This is a genomic window from Candidatus Accumulibacter cognatus, assembly GCF_000584975.1.
Taxonomy (GTDB): domain Bacteria; phylum Pseudomonadota; class Gammaproteobacteria; order Burkholderiales; family Rhodocyclaceae; genus Accumulibacter; species Accumulibacter cognatus.
On record NZ_JDST02000039.1, the window covers coordinates 1 to 19,470 of the forward strand.

Sequence of the window (19,470 nt, forward strand, 5' to 3'; positions counted from 1 at the left end):
GAGGGGGATGTGAACGTTTACCGGTGGCCAGTTCGTCAGGTTGGCAATCGTCCGCGTGCAGACTTTGCCGCCCTCACGATAGGACTCGCGGAGCAGGATGGCGGGCCTGGATTTTCGGTTGGGGACGCGGGCGATATACATGCTGAAAATAAAAGCACATAACGGTATGTCTGTAAATTGCTATTTTTACATTTACATGCCTACACTTTCAGGAATTTATTGGCTTTTCGCGAATAATCAACGACTTACATCGGGGAGGCCAGGAAGGTCCGTCGGATAGATGACAATGGCTCGGGTCCGCCGCTCCGACGCGGCCAGCCTCGCCTTCAAACAAGCGTCGACGATGGGAATGAAATACGCAAGCGACTTGCCGGAGCCAGTGCCGGTGGTCATCACATAGCTCTCACCCGCTGCGGCGAAGCGGATGGCCTCTTGCTGGTGGGTGTACAGGGGCAGCGGAACCCCGACGGATGACTCGTTCTTGCCCAGGCGGAAAATCTCCGCGCACGTAGGGTGTAACTGCCCAGCTTGCACGAGCTGTTGAACGGTTCCTCCGGGTTTGAAATTCGGGTTAACCTGGATGAGCGGCTCGGGCCAGTACTTCTGCGAGTCGTATGCCTTGGTGACGTACGACTGTATGTCCTCGGCCTTGATGCGCGTAAAGCTGCGGGTGAACTCCGAGTACTCGTTGACGATGTGCTGGCGGAAATCGAAGACGTTCAAATCTAGCCTCCCTGCTTCTTGTCACGCCGTAGGCGCATTGGAGCATGACCTCGTGCGACCATCCTCTGTACTTGGGTTCACTCCATGCGGGCATTGAGCAGGTGAGACGTAGCGGGCCGCCCCGCAATCTCACATCAGCACGATGTCGTATTGCTCCTGCGAGTAGCTGGGCTCCGCCTGAAGTGAAATTGGTTTGCCGATGAAGTCGGAGAGCATGGCCAGACCCTGCGACTCTTCGTCGAGAAAGCGGTCGATCACCGCCTGGTTGCCGAGCACGCGATATTCGCGCGCGTTGAATTGGCGGGCTTCACGCAGCAGTTCGCGCAGGATTTCGTAACACACGGTGCGCGCCGTCTTGACCTCGCCACGCCCGCCACAGGTCGGGCATTCCTCACACAACACATGTGCAAGCGACTCGCGCGTCCGCTTGCGGGTCATCTCGACCAGTCCAAGTGCGGTGAAGCCATTGACCGTCAGACGCGTATGGTCACGCGCCAGGGCCTTGTTGAACTCGCTGAGGACCGCCGTGCGGTGCTCTTCGTTTTCCATGTCGATGAAGTCGATGATGATGATGCCGCCCAGGTTGCGCAGGCGCAGTTGGCGCGCGATCGTCTGTGCGGCTTCGAGATTGGTCTTGAAAATGGTGTCGTCGAAGTTGCGTACGCCGACGAAGCCACCGGTATTGACGTCGATGGTGGTCATCGCCTCGGTTTGATCGATGATCAGGTACCCCCCGGATTTCAGATCGACGCGGCGGGCGAGGGCCTTCTGCAGTTCGTCTTCCACGCCATGCAGGTCGAAAAGCGGCCGTTCGCCGACATAGTGTTCCAGCAAGGGTGCGACCGTCGGCGTGTACTCGGCGGCAAAATTGGTGAGCCTCTGGAAGTTTTCGCGCGAGTCGATGACGATACGTGCCGTCTCGGGGTTGACGAAATCGCGCAGTACCCGCTGTGCCAGCGACAACTCCTGGTAGAGCAGGGAAGGGGGGGCGGCGGTGGTCGATTGCGTCAGGATGTCGCGCCAGAGTTTGCGCAAGTACTCGATGTCCTTGGCGAGCTCGGCCTCGCTCGCGCTCTCGGCCATGGTGCGGACGATGAAGCCACCGACCTCGTCGCCGGGTACCAGGCGACCCAGTTTCTCGCGCAGCGCTTCACGTTCGGACTCTCGCTCGATGCGCTGTGAGATCCCGATGTGCTTGTCCTGCGGCAGGTAGACCAGCATCCGTCCGGCGATCGACACCTGCGTAGACAGGCGTGCGCCCTTGCTGCCCATCGGGTCCTTGATCACCTGCACCAGAATGCTTTGTCCTTCGAACAACAGGCGCTCGATCGGTCGCAGCGGTTCGTCGCTCGGACGCGGCTCGCGAATGTCGGCAACATGCAGAAACGCGGTACGGCCGAGGCCGATGTCGATGAACGCCGATTGCATACCCGGCAGGATGCGAACAATGCGTCCCACGTAGATATTGCCAACGAAGCCACGACTGGCGCTGCGTTCGATGTGCAGTTCCTGCACGACGCCCTGATGCATGACGGCGACGCGCGTTTCCTGCGGGGTAAAGTTGATCAGGATCTCTTCGGACATGGCGGGGCAATCTGGAGAATGGGAGTGGAAATGGGAGTAACATGGCGGTTTGCCACATTCTACCCGTGCCGAAGCTCTCCCGGATGCCCGCAGTCCTGACCGCCCCCGAATTGCTCGCACCCGCGGGGTCGCTGGCGATGCTGCGCGCCGCCCTGGCTTTCGGTGCCGACGCGGTCTATGCCGGCCAGCCGCGCTACAGCCTGCGGGTGCGCAACAACGACTTCGGAGACCTCGCCACACTCGGCACCGCCATCGGCGAGGCACACGCCGCCGGCAGCAAACTCTATGTGGTCAGCAACGTCCTGCCGCACAATCGCAAGGTCCACAGCTACCTGTCCGACATGGCGCCTGTCGTCGCACTTCGGCCTGACGCCCTGATCATGGCCGACCCCGGTCTGATCGACCTGGTGTGCGAGACATGGCCGCAGATGCCGGTACATCTCTCGGTACAGGCCAATACCGTCAACTTTGCGGCGGTGCGTTTCTGGCAGAAGCTCGGCATCAGGCGGGTCATCCTTTCACGCGAACTGTCGCTCGACGAAGTCGCCGAGATTCGTCAGCAATGTCCCGACATCGAACTCGAAGTCTTCGTCCACGGTGCGCTCTGCGTCGCCTATTCAGGGCGCTGCCTGCTTTCCGGATACTTCAACCATCGTGACCCCAATCAGGGCACCTGTACCAACTCGTGTCGCTGGGATTATCGGCTCCAGGCAGGTGAAGTGGATGCGGCTGGCGATGTCCATGCCGCCAGTTCTCCCCAGCCACCCAATTCACCCGATGCACGATCAGGGGATCGCGTCTGGCTGCTCGAGGAGAAGGCGCGGCGTGGCGAACTGATGCCGGTCGACGAGGATGAGCACGGTACCTATATCATGAACTCGAAGGATCTGCGGGCCGTCGAGCATGTCCAGCGCCTGACCGAGATCGGTGTCGACTCGCTGAAGATCGAGGGGCGTACCAAGTCGCCCTACTATGTGGCGCGCACCGCGCAGGTCTATCGTCGTGCCATCGATGATGCCGTCGCCGGGCGACCGTTCGACCCCGGACTGCTCGGCGAACTTGAAGGGCTGGCCAATCGCGGCTACACCGACGGTTTTTATCAGCGCCACCACGAACATGAGAGACAGAATTACCTGCGCGGTCATTCCGAATCGGGACGCAGTCTCTATGTCGGCGACGTACTGGCGTGGGACGCAGCGCGCCAGTTGGCGCTGATCGAGGTCAAGAATCGCTTTGCGGTGGGCGACCGCCTCGAGATCATCCATCCCACGGGCAACCGCCAGCTGGCTCTGGAGCGGATGCAGCATATCGATGGCGCCGAAATTCGCGTTGCCCCCGGCAATGGCCATCGTGTTTGGATTCCACTGCCGGCCGAATTGCCCGGAGCGTTGCTGGCACGCTTCGTCTGAATCAGCCATGATGCCCGGCCCCCCCCACCTCTTTGTCGACATCTCGGCACACGGCTTCGGCCACCTGGCGCAAGCGGCGCCGGTGCTCAACCGCCTGGCGCGGCAATTGCCGGAGCTGCGCATCACCCTTCGCAGTGCGCTGCCCACCTCTCGGCTGCAGACCCGCCTTGTCACTCCTTTCAGGCATCTGGCGGAAAGCAGTGATTTCGGCTATGTGATGTACGACGCGATGCGCGTCGACCTCGAGGCAACGGCTCGTGCCTACCGTACCCAACATGCCGACTGGGAAGCTCGTGTGGACCGTGAAGCGCGCCTGCTCGACGAACTGCAAGCCCGACTGGTGTTCAGCGATGTCGCCTACCTGCCGCTGGCTGGCGCCGAACGCGCCGGCATCCCCGCGCTGGCAATGTGTTCCCTCAACTGGGCCGGACTGTTTGCTCATTTCTTTGCCAATGAGCCCTGGGCAGCGCCGATTCTTGAGCAGATGATGGCCGCGTACCACGGCGCCGAATGCTTCCTGCGGCTGACTCCCGGCATGGCCATGACCGAATTGTCACGGGTATGCCCCATTGGTCCGGTCGCCGATCTCGGCAAGGACTGCCGCCAGGCCGTGCGGGCGCAACTACGCTGTGCCAGTGACGAGCGACTGGTCCTGATCGCTTTCGGCGGTGTTAGTCAACAACTACCGATCGCCAACTGGCCGCGCATCGCCGGCGTGCGCTGGCTGATTCCGCAAGACTGGCAGGTGACACACCCGAACGCCAGCAACTTCGAGCCGCTCGACCGACCAATGACCGACCTCCTGTGCGCGGTCGACGCGGTGGTCGCCAAACCTGGTTACGGCACATTCACCGAAGCTGCCTGCAACGGCACACCGATCCTTTATGTGCGCAGGCACGACTGGCCCGAACAGGATTGCCTGATCGACTGGCTGCACAGGCATGCCCGGTGCCGGGAAATCAGTGCGGCGGACCTGCTGGCCGGCCATCTCCGGGAGGCGCTGGCGTGTTTGTGGCAGCAAGCTGCTCCAGCGCTGCCCTGGCCTTCAGGTGCTGAAGAAGCGGCTGCCGCGCTGCTGCCGTGGCTGACGGACTAACGGTAACAGATTCCCGAGCAAGATCTCCGCTCCTGCTCCCCGTTAGGATATCGTGCAGAACATGCTGCGGGAGTGAAAAATTAACAGCCGCCAACGGTCATGACTTGGCAAGACACCCCTGGTCATGAAAGCCATGACCGTTTCCTTCTTCACCAATCTCTCTCCAACAAGCGGGGAGGGGCGATTCGTGAGTCGCTGACGCGACTTTCACATTAACTTTACTTGCAAAGGCCGGAAAAGCGGTCCTGTGGACTACAGGTGCCGGGGCCGGGTTTGGCGGCGGAGCCGGATGAGCAGCTGGCCAGGCGCTCCTTGACTTTGTCGGAGTACTGCCAGCCTGCGGCCAGAGGCGGCAGCGCGGAGCCCGGTTGCCAGGTCAGTGACCGCCATTTGGCGTGCCCGCGGTCCCGTAAAACCGCGAATTTCTCGCAGAACTGGCCAGCGAAATCCTTGATGAACTGATTCCTCTGAGGGTCTGCAAAATTGGCCGTGATCAGATAGGAATCGACGGCCAGCGAGGGTGAATCGTTGCCAGCAATGTTCAGCTGGGGGTAGCTGGATTTCCTGATATCAGCTTTCCGGTATTCCTGCAGGATTTTGTCCGAATTGGCCTGTGTCGGGTCGAATTTCAGCAGCTTGAGGTTGGCCGGGACATTTTTCTCAAGCAGGCCGAGCGGTTGCCCTCCCACCAGCACCATCACGTCAATCTTCGGATAGGCCTGGTAATAAGCCGGATCGCTCAATGCCATCAAGGCCGAGCGGCGTCGTTTGGTACCTTCGTCATCGCCCGTGGCGGTGGCGTTGATGAAGGGTTGCACGACATTGGGCCGCTCCTGGAACAGTTTGCTGTACACATTCAAGGCGGTGAGGTAGGTACCACTTTTCTCCATGTCCATCCAGATGGGTTTTCCCCTGATCTGATGAATGAATTCGATAGGCTCGTCCTTGCGAACCAGGAAATGGATTTCTTCCTGATACAAGGGCATGAACACCCGCAAGTTGGCCAGCAGTTGTGCGTATTCACGGCGCGTTGCCTGCGGGACATCGCTTGCGTCACGCATCCGCACGAAGGCGGAGTATACATCCGACTGGACGATCGCCAGGGTGACGCCTCGGGTCTGGCTCATGTCTTCCACATTGGCCCAGGAACCTTTGGAGTCCTTCACTTCCAGGGCTGGATTGACAAAATCCCGCAAGTTGGTGCCGATGGCGTAATAGGTGCCTGTCTTGCCACCGGTGACGATGCTTTCGGCCGGGGCGGTCATCGACAGCACGGCCGCCGAAATTCCGACGAGCAGGGACTTGATGCCAGCGAGCCGTGAGTCAAGTGATTTTTTCATGGCGGATGCCGGGAAATAAAAAAACAGGGTCAGGGGGTCGTGCGGCACAGACCGGCGCGCTCGTCGGCGGGAGAGCAATGGCCATGGGCCGGCCGGGTGGGTGCTTCGGTCTGGGGTGGCGGAGCTGCTGGTGCGGGTGGCGCTGGTGCGATCACCGCCGGCGTCTCGGGTGCCGGCATGACTGGCGGAGGAGTGGGCGCGGCGGTGTCGGCCAGCAAGAACCATGCAGCGCCCCCTGCGACCAGCAGCGCGGCCAGCAACAGTCCCAACACGAGCAGCGTCTTTGAGCCGCCGCCCTGGGGACCGGCGTCGATGAGCAGAAGGGGCTTGCCGCATTCATTGCAGACGAAGTCCCGACCGCCCGGAACTTCGACGGTTGCGCGGGCGTCGGCCGTGGCGCAATTGCCAAAGTTCGAGCATTTGCCGGATTTGGATTTCATGCTGGCCATCGGGGGAGTTCCTCCTGGTTTTTCTGAGAAGTCGAAGAAGCCGGCGAATGGATTGTCGGCTTCAACCAAGGCGCATCAGGCGACTTCGCGCTTGAGTATGGCCAGTGCACGCCGGCCGGCCTCCAGAAAGCGGCGGTAGGTTTCATCCTGGATATTGCCGCCGCGTGCGGCCTTGATGGCTTCGACCTCGGCCAGGATGGCCCGCTGCACCTCGCTGCGGCGGTCCTGGTGCAGGTAGCTGGCACTGGTCAGCGTTGCGTCGCAGACCGACCGGATGGCGTGCAGATTCTCCAGGTTGATGCTGTCGGCGCTGGCCATGAAGCTCTTGCCCAGGAGGACCGGGTCATTGTCTAAGCCGTCGGCATCCTTGGTGAGCAGCAGCACTTCCTCCGCACCCGTAGCCGGATTCCTGCTTTCATGGATGAATCCCAAAGCCTTGGCCAGCAGCACGTAGGGCAGGGCCTGCTGCTTGACTTCGGCGCTGGAGGCCACGAACAGCCGCGGCCAGGCATTGCCGTCGCCCTCGGTGTGCAGTTCGAGCCGCGCGCGCGCGCCACCGGTCTCGATGCGGCGGCGGTATTTTTCTTCCAGGAATTTGAGCGGCTTGAGGTAGCGCAGCGGGAACAGGTTGGTGATCGAGACCAGTGTGATTTCGTTACGTCGGCCATCCGAGTCAATGATCTCCACATCGCCGGTTTTGGCTTCGCGCAGGGCATTCTTCAGTCCCAGGGCGAACTCGGTCTGTTCAGGCGCCCTCGGCAGGATCACGGTGAATTTGCTGACCGCCGTGGGTACCCCCACGGGAATGCCGGGCGCTGCCCGGTGGATTTCCAGCGGCTCGAGGGTGATGAAGTTGCCTGCCCGGCTGACCAGCTCACTCACGTAGCTTTTCAACTCCTGCGGATCGGCGCCGTAGCGGTCGCGCAACTTGTCGATGATCGACACGCCGAGCAGCCGTTCCTTGGGGTTCTGTACCAGGTTCTGGTGGGCGATACGCGCGTTGTCCTCGCACACCGTTTCCAGCACATCGAGAAAGGTCGATTCCGTCACCCGCTGGTTGAACAGGGCAAAACTCGAATCCTGCCCAATCTTTTCGACCAGGGCGGCCCGTACCCGGCTGGTCTGCGTTTTCTGTTCGGCTTCGTCCACCACCAGCCGGCGGCTGATCTGCTTGACCTGGACGGGGTCATAAAAGCGGATCAGGTGCTGACGCAAGTCGCCTGCACCGGCATCGGAGAGGCGCGCCTGGAGATTGACATCGAACTTCTTCAAAGCCTGCTGCAAGGTGTTGGCCGCCCGGTCCACTTCGCCTTTGAGATCGGTGATTTCGGCGATCACCTCGATCAGCAGCGCTTTGGCAAAGCCCCAGCCTTCGGCGCGGGTACGGTACACATACATCTCCTGCAAATGTACACCATGGGCGTCCAGCAGGCTGTCCGGCGTTCCCAGCAGGTGCTTGGAGAACAGGCTCATGCTGGACCATTTGTGTGCATTGCCCAGGACGCGCGATTGCGCTTCTTCCTCTGCGTGGCGCGCACGCGCAATGTGTTCGTCGCAGGCCTTCAGACGTTCGTCCAGTTTTTCGCTCAGCGCGATCAGCAGGCGGGAGACATCCCAGGCGGACTTGGCGCCGACCTTCCATTCATTGACCAGTTCCTGCTCGATCCGCACCCGGATCTCGCGCGCCATGTCCTTGCGCGCTTTCAGCTTGGTGCGATAGAAACCGGGGACGCCCAGTGAGCGGTAATCATCCTGGTAACGCTTTTCACACAACTTGGTGAGTTCGTCCAGCCAGGTGGCGCGCTCGCGCTCGCGCACCAGCGACTTGAAGTTGGGGATGACGGCTTCCCACTCGCCAGTGAACGACTTCCAGCGCTTGTTCGCGGCATCTTCCGGCAGGATGCCCAGCGCCAGCGTCAGATGGTCGTCGGACAGCAGCCAGCGGAGCTGCGTCTCTTTTTGCTGCACAAACTCGTGAAAATCCTGCTTGCGCGGCTCCTCGATGAAGCCGGACGCCTCCTGCCAGTGATTGAAGCGCAACTGCAGCGCCGCCTGTCGGGCAAAGCTGTAGGTCAGGTACTCGCTGATCTCTTCTTCCGGAATGGACAGCCGCTTGATGCCGAATGTCAGGAAACGCTTGGAGCGCTCTGGAATGCGCCCCCGCGCTGCGGTTTCCGGCGAGCCGTCGCCGTTTTCCGCATTCTCCATGCGGTCGAGCGAGGCCCAGTTGATGTTCCTTGCGGTCACGATCTTTTGATACAGGAAGTCAGCGACGATGCCGGGCACGTCCCGGTCCACATCCACCGTCAGGCCGTTCTCGTTCTCGTTGCCAAACACGAAGCAGCCATTGAACGGGTCGCTCAGCGTGAGCCGTTCCTTCACGCCGGTCACGTCGTAGGGCTGATAAACACCCACCGACATGGCATTGAGTTCGGTCAGGGCGGCAAATCCGTTGGCGTGGTAGTTGCCGGTATCCCAGTTGGGGTTCGGGTAGGCATCGGGCAGCAGCGCGTAGATCAAGACCCGGAAACGCTTGGAATCGGGATACAGATCCCGCAGTTGTGCCACCGCGTCGATCACGCTGCCGCTGCCGGTGCCACCGGCCAGGCCGAGCACGACATGGAAGGTGACTTCTGTCTGGCCGTTCTGCTGCAGCAGCTTGACCTGCGATTGTACCTGTTCGCGATATTTGTCGGCCTTGCAGGCAAACAGGAAGCGGCCCAGCCGGCGCTTCTGGCCACCGAGCGTGGCGCCGACAATGCTGTTGAGAATGTCGCGCCACTCCTGCGGGCTGCCCAGCCAGTGCTTGAGTCCTGGATAGCTGTCGAGATTGTCGAGCCGCGAGCTGAGGTTGGCATCGGTAATCAGCAACTGGCTGGCCTTGGGCAACTGGACCGAGGTGCCCAGCGTCTTCCAGCCGGGGTCGTCGATCGACATCATTTCGCTGGACGAGTCGACGTACAGGTAGCCGATGCCGATGTCGGCCAGTTTGCCGCCACGCAACTCCTGGTACAGGCTCTTTCGCAGGGTCCGGATGATTTTCCCTCCGGTACCGCCCAGCCCGATGACGAGGTGATTCATTCCGAAAGTTCCTCGTTGCAATGAGTCGAAATTAAAATGATCATTGATGCGCCACACTCTGCCGCAGGCGGTATCGGCGGAGCCGTGGGATCTGCGCAGTGCTAGTCAGATGGCCGCTTGCCGCAGTCTCCTGCTGCCCGGATGAGTATATGTCCACCCAACAACTGCGGTCAATCGCGGGAAGGCGTGATCGCCACTGTCGACGACGGTGAAACCCGTCGCTCGCTCGATTGGAGCTTGCCGATGAACGAGAAACAAGAATTGAAAAGAACTGAAGGCAGGCATTACGACGCGCCACTCCACCAGCAATGAGTGGGGGGAGAAGCTCTGAAGCGGTGCATGGATCAGGCTTGTCGGCGAACGTGGCGCGCGCAAATACTCGACGCCTGCCTGGCAGTGCTCAAGTGGAGTCCGGCACGCAAGCGCGTCGAGTGGCAGCGTCTGTTCGTCGAGGAAGCGGCATAGCTGATGGCAAAAGGTGGGTTCAGATAACAAATATCAACCTTGTCGGGGTAAGGCACATCCCGTCGACTCATTGCCGCATGGCGTGACGGATCGCATCGTCCACATTGTCCAGGAAGATGAATTCGATGCGCTCCTTCGCCTCCGGCGGGACTTCCTCAAGGTCCCTGCGGTTTCTTGCCGGCAACAGCACCCGCTGAATTCCGGCGCGCATGGCGGCAAGTACCTTGTCCTTGATTCCCCCCACCGGCAGAACGAGTCCGCGCAGGCTGATCTCGCCCGTCATCGCGCTATCGTTACGCACCGGGTGGTTGACGAACAGCGAGGCCAGCGCGATGAACATCGCCACACCCGCGCTCGGACCGTCCTTGGGGATTGCCCCAGCCGGCACATGCACATGTACGTTGCTTCTCTCGAGGCTGCCGGCGTCGATGCCGAGGTCCGTGGCGCGCGTTTTCACCAGGGTCAGCGCTGCCTGCGCGGATTCCTTCATCACCTCGCCAAGTTGTCCGGTCAGGATCAATTTGCCGTCACCTGCCGTGCGGCTGGCTTCGATGAACAGAATGTCGCCACCGACCGGCGTCCACGCCAGTCCGGTGGCCACTCCGGCAAGACCGGTGCGCAAGGCAACTTCGTTATCGTACTTGATGGGTCCGAGTATGCCGGCGAGATCATCCTCATCGACCTGCATGGACGACATCCTGCCCTCGGCAATGTTCACCGCCGCGCGTCGGCAGACTGCGCCAATTTCCCGCTCCAGCGAGCGTACGCCGGCTTCGCGCGTGTAATTACGGATGATCGCCACGAGTGCCTGCTCCGAGAACTCGATCTGACCTTCCTTCAGTCCATTCTGGGCAATCTGACGCCCGACCAGATAACGCTGGGCAATCTCCCGTTTTTCCTCCTGCGTGTAGCCGGGCAACTGGATGATCTCCATGCGGTCGCGCAGTGGCCCCGGAATATTGTCCAGCACATTCGCGGTGGTGATGAACAGCATCCGGGACAGGTCGAACGGCAAGGCCAGATAGTTGTCGCGGAAGGTATTGTTCTGCTCAGGATCGAGCACTTCGAGCAGTGCGGCCGAGGGGTCCCCCTGAATGCCGGCACCGAGCTTATCAATCTCGTCGAGCATCATCACACAGCCCCGTGATCCGGCCTTGCGGATTGCCTGAATGATGTTGCCGGGCAGGGCGCCAATATAGGTACGCCGGTGGCCGCGGATTTCGGCTTCATCGTGGACGCCGCCGAGCGATGCGCGCACGAACTTGCGCCCCAGTGCCCTGGCGATCGACTGGCCGAGCGAGGTCTTGCCGACTCCGGGCGGACCGACAAAGCACAGAATGGGCCCATGTCCGCCCGGGTTGAGCTTGCGCACCGCGAGAAATTCGATGATCCTTTTCTTGACCTGGTCGAGGCCGAAGTGGTCGGCATCGAGAATCTGGCGGGCTTCGGCAATCTCGATCCGGTCGGGCTCGGGCGCCCGCCATGGCAACTCGACCAGCCAGTCGAGATAGGCGCGCACCATCGAGTATTCTGCAGAAGCGTCCGACATGCGCGCCAGGCGCTGCAGCTCCTTGTTCGCCTGGTTCGCCACCTCCTCGGGCATCTGGGCTTCGGCGATATTCTTGCGCAGCGCCTCGATCTCGACGCTGTTGCCGGTATCCCCCTCGCCGAGTTCCTTCTGGATCGATTTCAACTGCTCGCGCAGCAGGAATTCGCGCTGACGCTGATCGATGTTCGCCTTGGTACGCTCGTCGAGTTCGCGTGAAAGTCGCAACACCTCGAGGCGTGCGAGCAGGCAATCGAGAACGATGTCGAGCCGTCGCTGCAGGTCAATGCTTTCCAGGACCCGCTGCCGATCGGTAATTTTCAGTTCTGTAACACTCGCCACCAGGTCGGCCAGAGCCCCCGCCTGGGTAATGCTCTTGACCGCACCGACCAGTTCCTGTGAGACCTGCGGCATAAACTGCAGGACTTCGAGCGCATGCTCCCTGAGCTGAATCATGCGCGCCTCGATCTGGCTGTCTGTCGTTTCGGGTTCATCGATCCGCCCGATACGCGCCACCGGGAAAGGATAACCCGGCAGGTACTCGACGATGCGGAATCGCTGCAGCCCCTGGCAGACGATGACATGCGTGTTATCCGGCAGGGTCACGTAACGCAGGATGTTGGCCACCGTACCGACCAGGCAAAGATCATCCGGCCCCGGCACTTCGATCTCGGCATCCCGTTGCAGGAGAACACCGACCGGGCGCTCGGTCTTGACTGCCTGCTGCGCTGCCAGCTTCGACTGTTCGCGGCTGATGGTGAGCGGCAGGATCATGCCGGGAAAGAGCAGTACGTTGCGAACCGGAACGATGACCATCGCGTCGTCGGGGATCAGCAGAATGCCGGAGCCAGCCGCGATCGTGTTGCGACTCGCGTCTGTCCGGTCAGATCGCATGGTCGTCTCGCAGGTGGCGCAGCACCAGCACCAGGCAGCCATCCTCCAGGAACTGCTCATGCAGTCGGTAGTTTCCTGGCGGCAGCGCTATCCAGCGCTCAAATGGCCCGTAGGGGATCTCCAGACGGTGGATCGTTGCCCGACGCAAGGCCTGGGGTATCGGTCGCCGGCCCCGGACGACCAGGCCAGCTTCATCGAGAACGACTTCAATCTGCCGGGAATCGACGCCCGGCAAGGCCACCAGCAGTCTCAACTCGTCGCTGTTTTCGTACAGATCGACCGACGGTTCCCAGCAGGGCACCGACTGCAGGTTCTCGCAGGCAAGTACCCGGTGCTGCCATCGCTCGCCGCCCTGCAGCAGATCGAGCGCCTCCGCCCACATCCATAACCTTCGATCATCGGCTCTCATTGGTGACATCCTTGAACAAATGAAATCCGGATTGACGTAGACGCAGCCGTCCATCTTCGTGCATCCGCCGTTGTCGGGTGATCGAGGCTTTTCCAGAATCGATCCATGGGGTGCCGCTCGTTTCAGCCAGCCGGCCCTGATTCTAACCCAGAAACGGCGTTTGGACGGGCAATGCATTCGGTTGGATGTCGATGACGCATCCGGTCCTTGACGCCCTGATAGAATGCCTCACCGCAAGAATCAACACGCCGAACACACGCACATCAACGATGAAAATTCTCCTGATCCATCAGAACTTTCCGGGTCAATACAAACACATTGCAGCGGCGCTGGTGGCCAGAGGCGATGAAGTGACGGCGCTGTGCATCGAGGATAACCCGGTTCTTGCCGGTGTTCGTGTCGTCCGTTACGGGCCAAAGCGAGGCAATACACCCAAAATCCACCCCTGGGTGCAAGAAACGGAGACCAAGGTGATTCGCGGCGAAGCCTGCTTCCGGGCGGCGAGACAGCTGCAAGTGCAGGGCTATCGCCCGGACATCATCTGCGCCCACCCAGGATGGGGTGAAGCGCTGTTCGTCAAGGAAGTCTGGCCGCAGATCCCTTTGTTGAACTACTTCGAGTTCTACTATCATGCTCATGGCGCCGATGTCGGCTTCGACCCGGAGTTTCCTGAAAATCCAGACGAGGCGCCACGCTTGCTGGCGAAGAACTTCGCCAACCTGATGAACCTTGAACAATGCGATGCCGGAGTTTCACCGACCGCATGGCAGAAATCCACCCACCCCGTAAGCTTCCAGCACAAGATCCGCGTCATCCATGAGGGGGTGAATACGGCAGCGATCACCCCGAAAACCGACACCCAAATCACGCTGCGGGAAAAGGCTCGTGTCCTGCGCGCCGGTGATGAAATTGTCACCTTCGTCAATCGCAACCTCGAACCCTACCGAGGCTATCACAGCTTCATCCGCGCCCTTCCTGAAATCCAACGCCGGCGTCCGAAGGCCCATATCTTGATTGTCGGCGGTGACGGGGTCAGTTACGGTAGCCGGCCCGCCCAGGGCACGACCTATCGCGAGCAGTTTCTCAACGAAGTCAGGAGCGATATCGACTTCCAGCGTCTCGATTTCGTCGGCACGATTCCTTACACGGCGTTCATCGGCCTGCTGCAAATCTCGGCGGTTCACGTCTATCTGACCTATCCCTTCGTTCTCTCCTGGTCGATGCTCGAAGCCATGAGCGCCGGCTGCCTAGTCGTGGGATCCAGAACCGCGCCGGTGGAAGAAGTGATCCGCCATGGGGACAATGGACTTCTGGTCGATTTCTTCTCGCCGCAACAAATTGCCGAGCAGGTGGTTCAGACGCTTGAACTCCCTGGTGATTTTGCTTTACTCAGGCAACGCGCCCGGCAGACGATCATCGACCGCTATGACCTCAAACGGATTTGCCTGCCGCAGCATCTGGCCTACATCGACGAACTGGCCGGACAAGTCACAATCTGACGGCGGAGCCGAGGGCTGTCATGAGGTGAGCCGCTCAAAAGCCATGACCGGAAAGTCGCTCCGTAATGTTCGCTCGCGGCCTACTGACGGGCACATTGAATGATTTCCCCGCCAACTCGGCTAGAATACGAAGGCGCAAGGCCTGTCCATCGAACTTTGAAGGCAATAGTGATTCTGCAGGCCCGATCACCCACCCATTCATTCTCCTCATGCCATGACCCACCATCCCTATGATTTGCTGCCGCTTACCGATGACGGGGCAGGCCTGATTCTGACTCCTTGCCCAGGAACCAAAGGAGTGGAACTGGCCACTGCACTCGAACAATTGAAAACGGCGGGTGCCGACGCAGTGATCACGCTGATGCCGGATGCCGAAATGGCCAGCAATGCCGTGACGAACATCGCTGATCTCTGTCCGGAACTCGGTTTGCAATGGTTTCACTTGCCAATCGAAGACGATCATGCGCCGGAGGAAGAATTTGCTGTTGCCTGGTCGGCGCAACGACGGGCCGTGCATCAACTGCTCGACGCCGGCAAGAAAATAGCGATCCATTGCAAAGGCGGTTCGGGTCGAACTGGCCTGATCGCTGCACAGATTCTGGTCGAACGGGGTGATTCATTGGCTGCAGCAACAGCGGCCATTCAGGCGATTCGCCCCAATGCGCTGAAGCTCAACGTTCATCAGGACTATCTGGCCCGCTTGGCCGTCGCGCAGCCGGACAGTTAGGCACTGACGCCTTTCCATGCGATGTCTGTCAAGCTGCCGAACAGGATCCCGTGATGGGTTACAAGATATCGCTCATCGTTCAACCCGGCGACAGCTTCTTTCCGATCGTGCGCGCCGTCGACCGGGCGGAACGCTCGATCAACCTGACCGTATTCCGAATGGACGACCCGATCATCCAGCGCGCCCTGATCGAGGCCCGCCAGCGTGGCGTTCGCATCCGCGTGCTGATCTCGAGCAGCGCGCGCGGTTGGGAAGAGCAGAATCGAAAGCTCCTCAAGGATGCCAACGAAGCCGGCATTTCGACCAGGGAGCCCGCCGGCGACAGCAAGCAGGCCCGCTACCACTACAAGACCATGACGGTAGATGACGCAGAGGCGTTGGTGTTCACTTTCAATCCGACGCGCGAGAATCTCCACTATGCGCGTGACTTTGGTGTTGAAGTCTACGACCCGGCAATCGCCGCCGAGATCAACAGGCTCTTCGACGCCGACTGGGACGACAGGCCTTTTGAACCCGACAGGGATTCGCCGCTGCTGGTCAGCCCGTTCAACAGTCGCAAGAAGATGAAAACCTTGCTGCAGACGGCCAGGGATTCGATCGACATCGCCGACGCCAAAGTGGAGGACCCGGCAATCATCCGTCTGCTGGTGGAGAAAGCCAGGCGCGGAGTGCTAGTCCGCGTTCTCGGTGATGCGGAGCATAGAGTCCGGTTACCGCCCGAGATCGAATTCCGGGCGGCCCCGCGCTACAAGCTGCACGCCAAGTGCACGATCGTCGACGGTGCCACGGCGGTCCTCGGCAGCATGAACCTGCGGACGGAGAGCCTCGACCGCCGCCGCGAACTCAGTATCTCGGTCGACGACGCTGACGTTCTGCGACGCTTGAATGCCGTGTTCGAAAACGACTGGGAGCACCAGGCGCCGATGTTGGGCAGCACCGCGACCCAGGTGCTGCGGGTGTTTCCGCTACCGCCCCCGGAGCTGGCCAAACGGTCATCGCTGCGTCTGGTACTGATCTCGCGCATTGACACGCTCGTGCGGCATGAAATCCGCGAAGGCATTACCACGATCGGACGCGCCAAGGAAAACGATTTCGTCATCAGTGATGCCTTGGTGAGCAGGCTGCACGCACAGATCAGGCTCGAAGGGGACCGCTGTACGATCCGGGACCTGGGAAGCGGCAACGGGACCTTTCTGAACGGCGAACGGATCGATCGGGAGACGCGCCTGCACCCCGGCGATGTCATCAGAATCGCGGAAAGTCAGGAGTTTCGTCTCCTCGAGCTTTGAGGGGAAATCCGGGTCACTTGATGTCGTATGCAGTCAGTTCTTGGCGGAACTGGTCGCGGGTTCGCAGGTGGCCCATGGTGTCGCGATACTCGTGCTTGACCATGGACCTGATCTCGGGCGCGTACCAGAAGGTTTCGGACACATTACCCGTCACTCTGCCCTCCCTTCCTTGCCGTTCGGTGCGGCCGGAATGAACCACCCGCAATGCCCGGAACCTTCCCGCCGGCACCTCGACATCCTCCCAGGCTTCAACCCGGGCAGAGCGTTTATTCATCACGACATCGCCATCCGGGCGCTTGATTGAATACTCGAAATCCCAGGTTTTCCCGACTTCCAGAGGGAACAACAGGATCAGGCGCTTGCCCTGAGTGACGTTGGGATCCAGCAGGGTCCAGGTCGATCGATCGGCCGTTCTCCTGATCGAACGTTCGATTCCTGCACCTGCAGCGCCTTTCGAATCGATCGATGTTCGATCAACGGTCATGATGTCTCCTCTGATTGCGGTCACCTTCAATTCAACACTGGCGATTTCTTCGTTCTTCCAGAGATTGATGTTCCGATAAGCCCATCTGTCACCGACCTTGATATCCGGTTTTCCACCGGGGCGAGTACCGGAGCGGGGCCTTTCTGGGTCTTTTCGGGTCTGGCCGGTACCGTTCCTCCGACCGCCTTACGTTCGATGCTTTCCTGTGGCTTCGACGCACGCTCGGATTCTTCCCTCTTTCTGAGTTCTCCCTGGGCAAGTGCGACATGGGTGCCTGACGGAAAGCGCTTGAGGTAGGCTTCGAAAGCTTCTCGTGTGCCGCTCGCCTTGGCTTCGTTCCAGAATCGGGTTTCGGTTTCTGCGGGGTCGGGTGCCATGGCGACGTTGAAGCTGAAGTTCTTCTGCAGGGTTTTTGGACCATTGACGTAGGGCGTCTGGGTTTGCCGGCTGGCACGTTCGACTTCTGCGCTCGCGATCGTCAGAACGCCGTCGAGGCTCAGATCCCTGCCTCGGAAAGCGGTCAGCAGCCCGGCGGTAAACAAACCGTTGCGGCCATCGCCATCGGCCGCCACGTTACCCGGATCGGTGGCATACACGATCACCGTGCCTTTGGGTACGACGTCAGGACTCGCCAGGCCGCGCGACCGGCCCGAGCGGAACTTGCCACTGACCGGATTGTTGCGGCAGGCATCGAGGATCACGATGTTGACGCTGCTTTTGGCATTGTCCATTTCGTCGAGGATCTGGTTGACGTTGACGCCCTGGTAGGGAACCATCGCTTCGCTTTCCACCCGCGCATTGACCGGCATCAGGTAGTTCTGGTTCTTGACCTGAATGCCATGTCCGGCAAAGAAGAACAAGGCCGCTTCGCTGCCACCGATCCTGCTGCCGAATTCGGCGATGCTCTGGTGCATGGCTTCGAGCGTCTGGTTTCTGCGCTCGATGACTTCGAAGCCGAAGCGGCGCAGGGCAGCGGCGATGTCCTCCGCGTCATGCGCGGGGTTGACGAGTCTGGGCAGGTTGTCGGGGTGCTGATAGGCGCTGTTCCCGATCACCAGGGCGATGCGCCGTCCCTGACTGGAGGAGGTGACGCCGGCCATTCGGCCTGCCGTCCCCGGCGCCAATCCGGCGGGCGACGGAGCTAGGGGTTTGCCGAGCGAATCCGTCCGTCCCGGCGGCGCAGGCTGCGGCTGCGCAGGCGCGGCAGAAATGCACGCTGCCGCCACGATCAGCGCGCGCAGAACATAGAGGAATGTCGTTAGAGGCAATCGGAATGGCATGGCCCGCGAATCTTATGCCTGCAGCGTGGGCAACACAATAGAATCAGAATCGCGCGGCGACTCTTCGTCATGTCTCCGGAGCAGGATTCGTTCAATTGGGTCGGTTGGCGTTGCCGCGTCGCCAGGCCAGCCAGTCTTGAATTTCTTCGACATCCCGCTCGTCTGGCTGAGCGGTCGATCTGCCATGAACGGCATCACCGCCACCTTGACATCGGCGTGGCCATGTTCCATGCTGATTTCGTCAGTGTCGGCGGCGTTGCCTCGGCGCGCTGCGGTGCACTTGCAATGTCGCATGTATGTTGTTGGCCGCGGTGCCAGCCGGGGCCGATGGACCATGCCAGGCTGGCCATTCCGCGCTGGCCTGCAACTCTCAGGAGGTGACTTGTCATGGCAAAAAGAGCTTTGTGCATCGGCATCAACGATTATCCGGGCACCCGCAACGACCTGTCGGGCTGCGTCAATGACGCCAATGACTGGGCGGCCGAACTCGGTGGCCGCGGCTTCACCGTCAGCACGCTGATCGACGCCCAGGCGACGCGAGCGGCGATGAGCGCCGGCATCGCCGGCTTGATCACCGGTGCCCAGGCCGGTGATTCATTGGTCATCACCTATTCCGGCCACGGCACCTGGGTACCGGATAGCAACGGCGACGAACCCGACGGCCGTGACGAGGGCCTGTGCCCCTGGGACATCAGCACGGTCGGGCCGTTGCTCGACGACGAAATCAGGATCCTGTTCGCCCAGCGCGCCGCCAGCGTGCGCATACTGCTGATCTCGGACAGTTGCCATTCGGGTTCGGTCACGCGTGGTGACGAGTCGGACATCGATCCAGGCATGCCGCGGGCGCGCTACATGCCCTTGCAGGACTGGATGCCGGGCAACGAACTGCCGGCTTCGGCGAACCGGCCGCGCACCCTGGTCAGCGGTCTGCGGCGCAGCGGTGGCGACCTGCTCCTGGCTGGCTGCCAGGACACCGAATACAGTTGGGATACCAGCTTCCGTGGCCGGCCCAATGGCGCCTTTACCTACTATGCGCTGAAGTGCCTGCACGAACAGAGACCGGCGACCTATGAGGCCTGGTTCGCCGCGATTCGCGGCTACCTGCCGAGCACCCGTCTGCCACAGTCGCCGCAGATCCTCGGCTCGGCCACGGCCCGCCGTTTCCGCATCTTCGAGTAAATCGCCGTCACCGGGG

Annotated in this window: 16 protein-coding genes; 7 read left to right on the top strand and 9 right to left on the bottom strand. The window is 60.9% G+C overall.

Translation table 11 applies throughout. The annotated features are described in order from the left end of the window. Positions 1-237 precede the first annotated feature (237 nt). Together AW06_RS07930 and rng are read right to left on the bottom strand one after the other, a co-directional pair. On the bottom strand, positions 238-723 hold the full coding sequence (locus tag AW06_RS07930) for a DEAD/DEAH box helicase (protein WP_034948361.1): 486 nt from the start codon (positions 721-723) through the stop codon (positions 238-240). Positions 724-852: 129 nt separating this feature from the next. After that, positions 853-2,307, bottom strand: coding sequence for a ribonuclease G (gene rng, locus AW06_RS07935; protein WP_034948366.1), 1,455 nt, complete (start codon positions 2,305-2,307; stop codon positions 853-855). 83 nt (positions 2,308-2,390) lie between these two features. Here rng and yegQ point away from each other — a divergent pair, with 83 nt between their 5' ends. Together yegQ and AW06_RS07945 are read left to right on the top strand one after the other, a co-directional pair. Next, positions 2,391-3,716, top strand: coding sequence for a tRNA 5-hydroxyuridine modification protein YegQ (gene yegQ, locus AW06_RS07940; protein WP_034948402.1), 1,326 nt, complete (start codon positions 2,391-2,393; stop codon positions 3,714-3,716). 7 nt (positions 3,717-3,723) lie between these two features. Beyond that, complete coding sequence (locus AW06_RS07945) at positions 3,724-4,812, top strand: hypothetical protein (RefSeq protein ID WP_246148424.1); 1,089 nt, start codon at positions 3,724-3,726, stop codon at positions 4,810-4,812. 218 nt (positions 4,813-5,030) lie between these two features. On the opposite strand, the gene AW06_RS07950 is transcribed toward AW06_RS07945, so the two are convergent. The 3 genes from AW06_RS07950 to AW06_RS07960 all read right to left on the bottom strand — a co-directional run bounded on the left by AW06_RS07950 (position 5,031) and on the right by AW06_RS07960 (position 9,682). Next, positions 5,031-6,152, bottom strand: coding sequence for a TAXI family TRAP transporter solute-binding subunit (locus AW06_RS07950; RefSeq protein WP_034948369.1), 1,122 nt, complete (start codon positions 6,150-6,152; stop codon positions 5,031-5,033). Between the two features lie 29 nt (positions 6,153-6,181). Continuing rightward, positions 6,182-6,601 (bottom strand): hypothetical protein, encoded by a 420-nt coding sequence (locus AW06_RS07955; RefSeq protein ID WP_034948372.1) that lies wholly within the window; start codon positions 6,599-6,601, stop codon positions 6,182-6,184. Between the two features lie 75 nt (positions 6,602-6,676). Next, positions 6,677-9,682, bottom strand: coding sequence for a tubulin-like doman-containing protein (locus tag AW06_RS07960; RefSeq protein ID WP_034948375.1), 3,006 nt, complete (start codon positions 9,680-9,682; stop codon positions 6,677-6,679). Positions 9,683-10,021: 339 nt separating this feature from the next. On the opposite strand from AW06_RS07960, the gene AW06_RS20155 reads away from it, so the two are divergent. Next, entirely contained in the window at positions 10,022-10,147 is a 126-nt protein-coding gene (locus AW06_RS20155) for a hypothetical protein (protein ID WP_273704503.1), read from the top strand. 67 nt (positions 10,148-10,214) lie between these two features. On the opposite strand, the gene lon is transcribed toward AW06_RS20155, so the two are convergent. Together lon and AW06_RS07970 are read right to left on the bottom strand one after the other, a co-directional pair. After that, entirely contained in the window at positions 10,215-12,587 is a 2,373-nt protein-coding gene (lon, locus tag AW06_RS07965) for an endopeptidase La (protein ID WP_034948378.1), read from the bottom strand. After that, on the bottom strand, positions 12,577-12,996 hold the full coding sequence (locus AW06_RS07970) for an Hsp20/alpha crystallin family protein (RefSeq protein WP_034948381.1): 420 nt from the start codon (positions 12,994-12,996) through the stop codon (positions 12,577-12,579). The genes lon and AW06_RS07970 overlap by 11 nt, the downstream gene beginning before the upstream one ends. Positions 12,997-13,265: 269 nt before the next feature. Between AW06_RS07970 and AW06_RS07975 the strand changes: the two genes are divergently transcribed. The 3 genes from AW06_RS07975 to AW06_RS07985 all read left to right on the top strand — a co-directional run bounded on the left by AW06_RS07975 (position 13,266) and on the right by AW06_RS07985 (position 16,511). After that, entirely contained in the window at positions 13,266-14,495 is a 1,230-nt protein-coding gene (locus AW06_RS07975; RefSeq protein ID WP_034948384.1) for a glycosyltransferase family 4 protein, read from the top strand. A 214-nt stretch (positions 14,496-14,709) separates the two neighbouring features. Continuing rightward, a complete protein-coding gene (locus AW06_RS07980) occupies positions 14,710-15,222 on the top strand; it encodes a dual specificity protein phosphatase family protein (protein ID WP_034948387.1) in 513 nt (170 codons plus the stop codon). 53 nt (positions 15,223-15,275) lie between these two features. After that, complete coding sequence (locus tag AW06_RS07985; RefSeq protein ID WP_034948389.1) at positions 15,276-16,511, top strand: phospholipase D-like domain-containing protein; 1,236 nt, start codon at positions 15,276-15,278, stop codon at positions 16,509-16,511. A gap of 13 nt (positions 16,512-16,524) precedes the next feature. Here the strand turns inward: AW06_RS07985 and AW06_RS20160 are convergent, their stop codons facing one another. Beyond that, positions 16,525-16,995 carry a hypothetical protein gene (locus AW06_RS20160; protein WP_273704504.1) on the bottom strand — a complete coding sequence of 157 codons (471 nt, stop codon included), beginning with the start codon at positions 16,993-16,995 and terminating at the stop codon, positions 16,525-16,527. A gap of 26 nt (positions 16,996-17,021) precedes the next feature. Further along, positions 17,022-18,275, bottom strand: a complete 1,254-nt coding sequence (locus AW06_RS20165) for a caspase family protein (RefSeq protein ID WP_273704505.1) — start codon at positions 18,273-18,275, stop codon at positions 17,022-17,024. 387 nt (positions 18,276-18,662) lie between these two features. Between AW06_RS20165 and AW06_RS08005 the strand changes: the two genes are divergently transcribed. Further along, positions 18,663-19,454 carry a caspase family protein gene (locus AW06_RS08005; protein ID WP_034948393.1) on the top strand — a complete coding sequence of 264 codons (792 nt, stop codon included), beginning with the start codon at positions 18,663-18,665 and terminating at the stop codon, positions 19,452-19,454. The last annotated feature ends 16 nt before the right edge of the window (positions 19,455-19,470 follow it).

Excerpts from the sequence above, each read along its gene's own strand:
- rng (WP_034948366.1), bottom strand. The coding sequence starts at position 2,307 with ATGTCCGAAGAGATCCTGATCAACTTTACCCCGCAGGAAACGCGCGTC.
- yegQ (WP_034948402.1), top strand. The coding sequence starts at position 2,391 with ATGCCCGCAGTCCTGACCGCCCCCGAATTGCTCGCACCCGCGGGGTCG.
- AW06_RS07945 (WP_246148424.1), top strand. The coding sequence starts at position 3,724 with ATGATGCCCGGCCCCCCCCACCTCTTTGTCGACATCTCGGCACACGGC.
- AW06_RS07950 (WP_034948369.1), bottom strand. The coding sequence starts at position 6,152 with ATGAAAAAATCACTTGACTCACGGCTCGCTGGCATCAAGTCCCTGCTC.
- AW06_RS07955 (WP_034948372.1), bottom strand. The coding sequence starts at position 6,601 with ATGGCCAGCATGAAATCCAAATCCGGCAAATGCTCGAACTTTGGCAAT.
- AW06_RS07960 (WP_034948375.1), bottom strand. The coding sequence starts at position 9,682 with ATGAATCACCTCGTCATCGGGCTGGGCGGTACCGGAGGGAAAATCATC.
- AW06_RS20155 (WP_273704503.1), top strand. The coding sequence starts at position 10,022 with ATGGATCAGGCTTGTCGGCGAACGTGGCGCGCGCAAATACTCGACGCC.
- lon (WP_034948378.1), bottom strand. The coding sequence starts at position 12,587 with ATGCGATCTGACCGGACAGACGCGAGTCGCAACACGATCGCGGCTGGC.
- AW06_RS07970 (WP_034948381.1), bottom strand. The coding sequence starts at position 12,996 with ATGAGAGCCGATGATCGAAGGTTATGGATGTGGGCGGAGGCGCTCGAT.
- AW06_RS07975 (WP_034948384.1), top strand. The coding sequence starts at position 13,266 with ATGAAAATTCTCCTGATCCATCAGAACTTTCCGGGTCAATACAAACAC.
- AW06_RS07980 (WP_034948387.1), top strand. The coding sequence starts at position 14,710 with ATGACCCACCATCCCTATGATTTGCTGCCGCTTACCGATGACGGGGCA.
- AW06_RS07985 (WP_034948389.1), top strand. The coding sequence starts at position 15,276 with ATGGGTTACAAGATATCGCTCATCGTTCAACCCGGCGACAGCTTCTTT.
- AW06_RS20160 (WP_273704504.1), bottom strand. The coding sequence starts at position 16,995 with ATGACCGTTGATCGAACATCGATCGATTCGAAAGGCGCTGCAGGTGCA.
- AW06_RS20165 (WP_273704505.1), bottom strand. The coding sequence starts at position 18,275 with ATGCCATTCCGATTGCCTCTAACGACATTCCTCTATGTTCTGCGCGCG.
- AW06_RS08005 (WP_034948393.1), top strand. The coding sequence starts at position 18,663 with ATGGCAAAAAGAGCTTTGTGCATCGGCATCAACGATTATCCGGGCACC.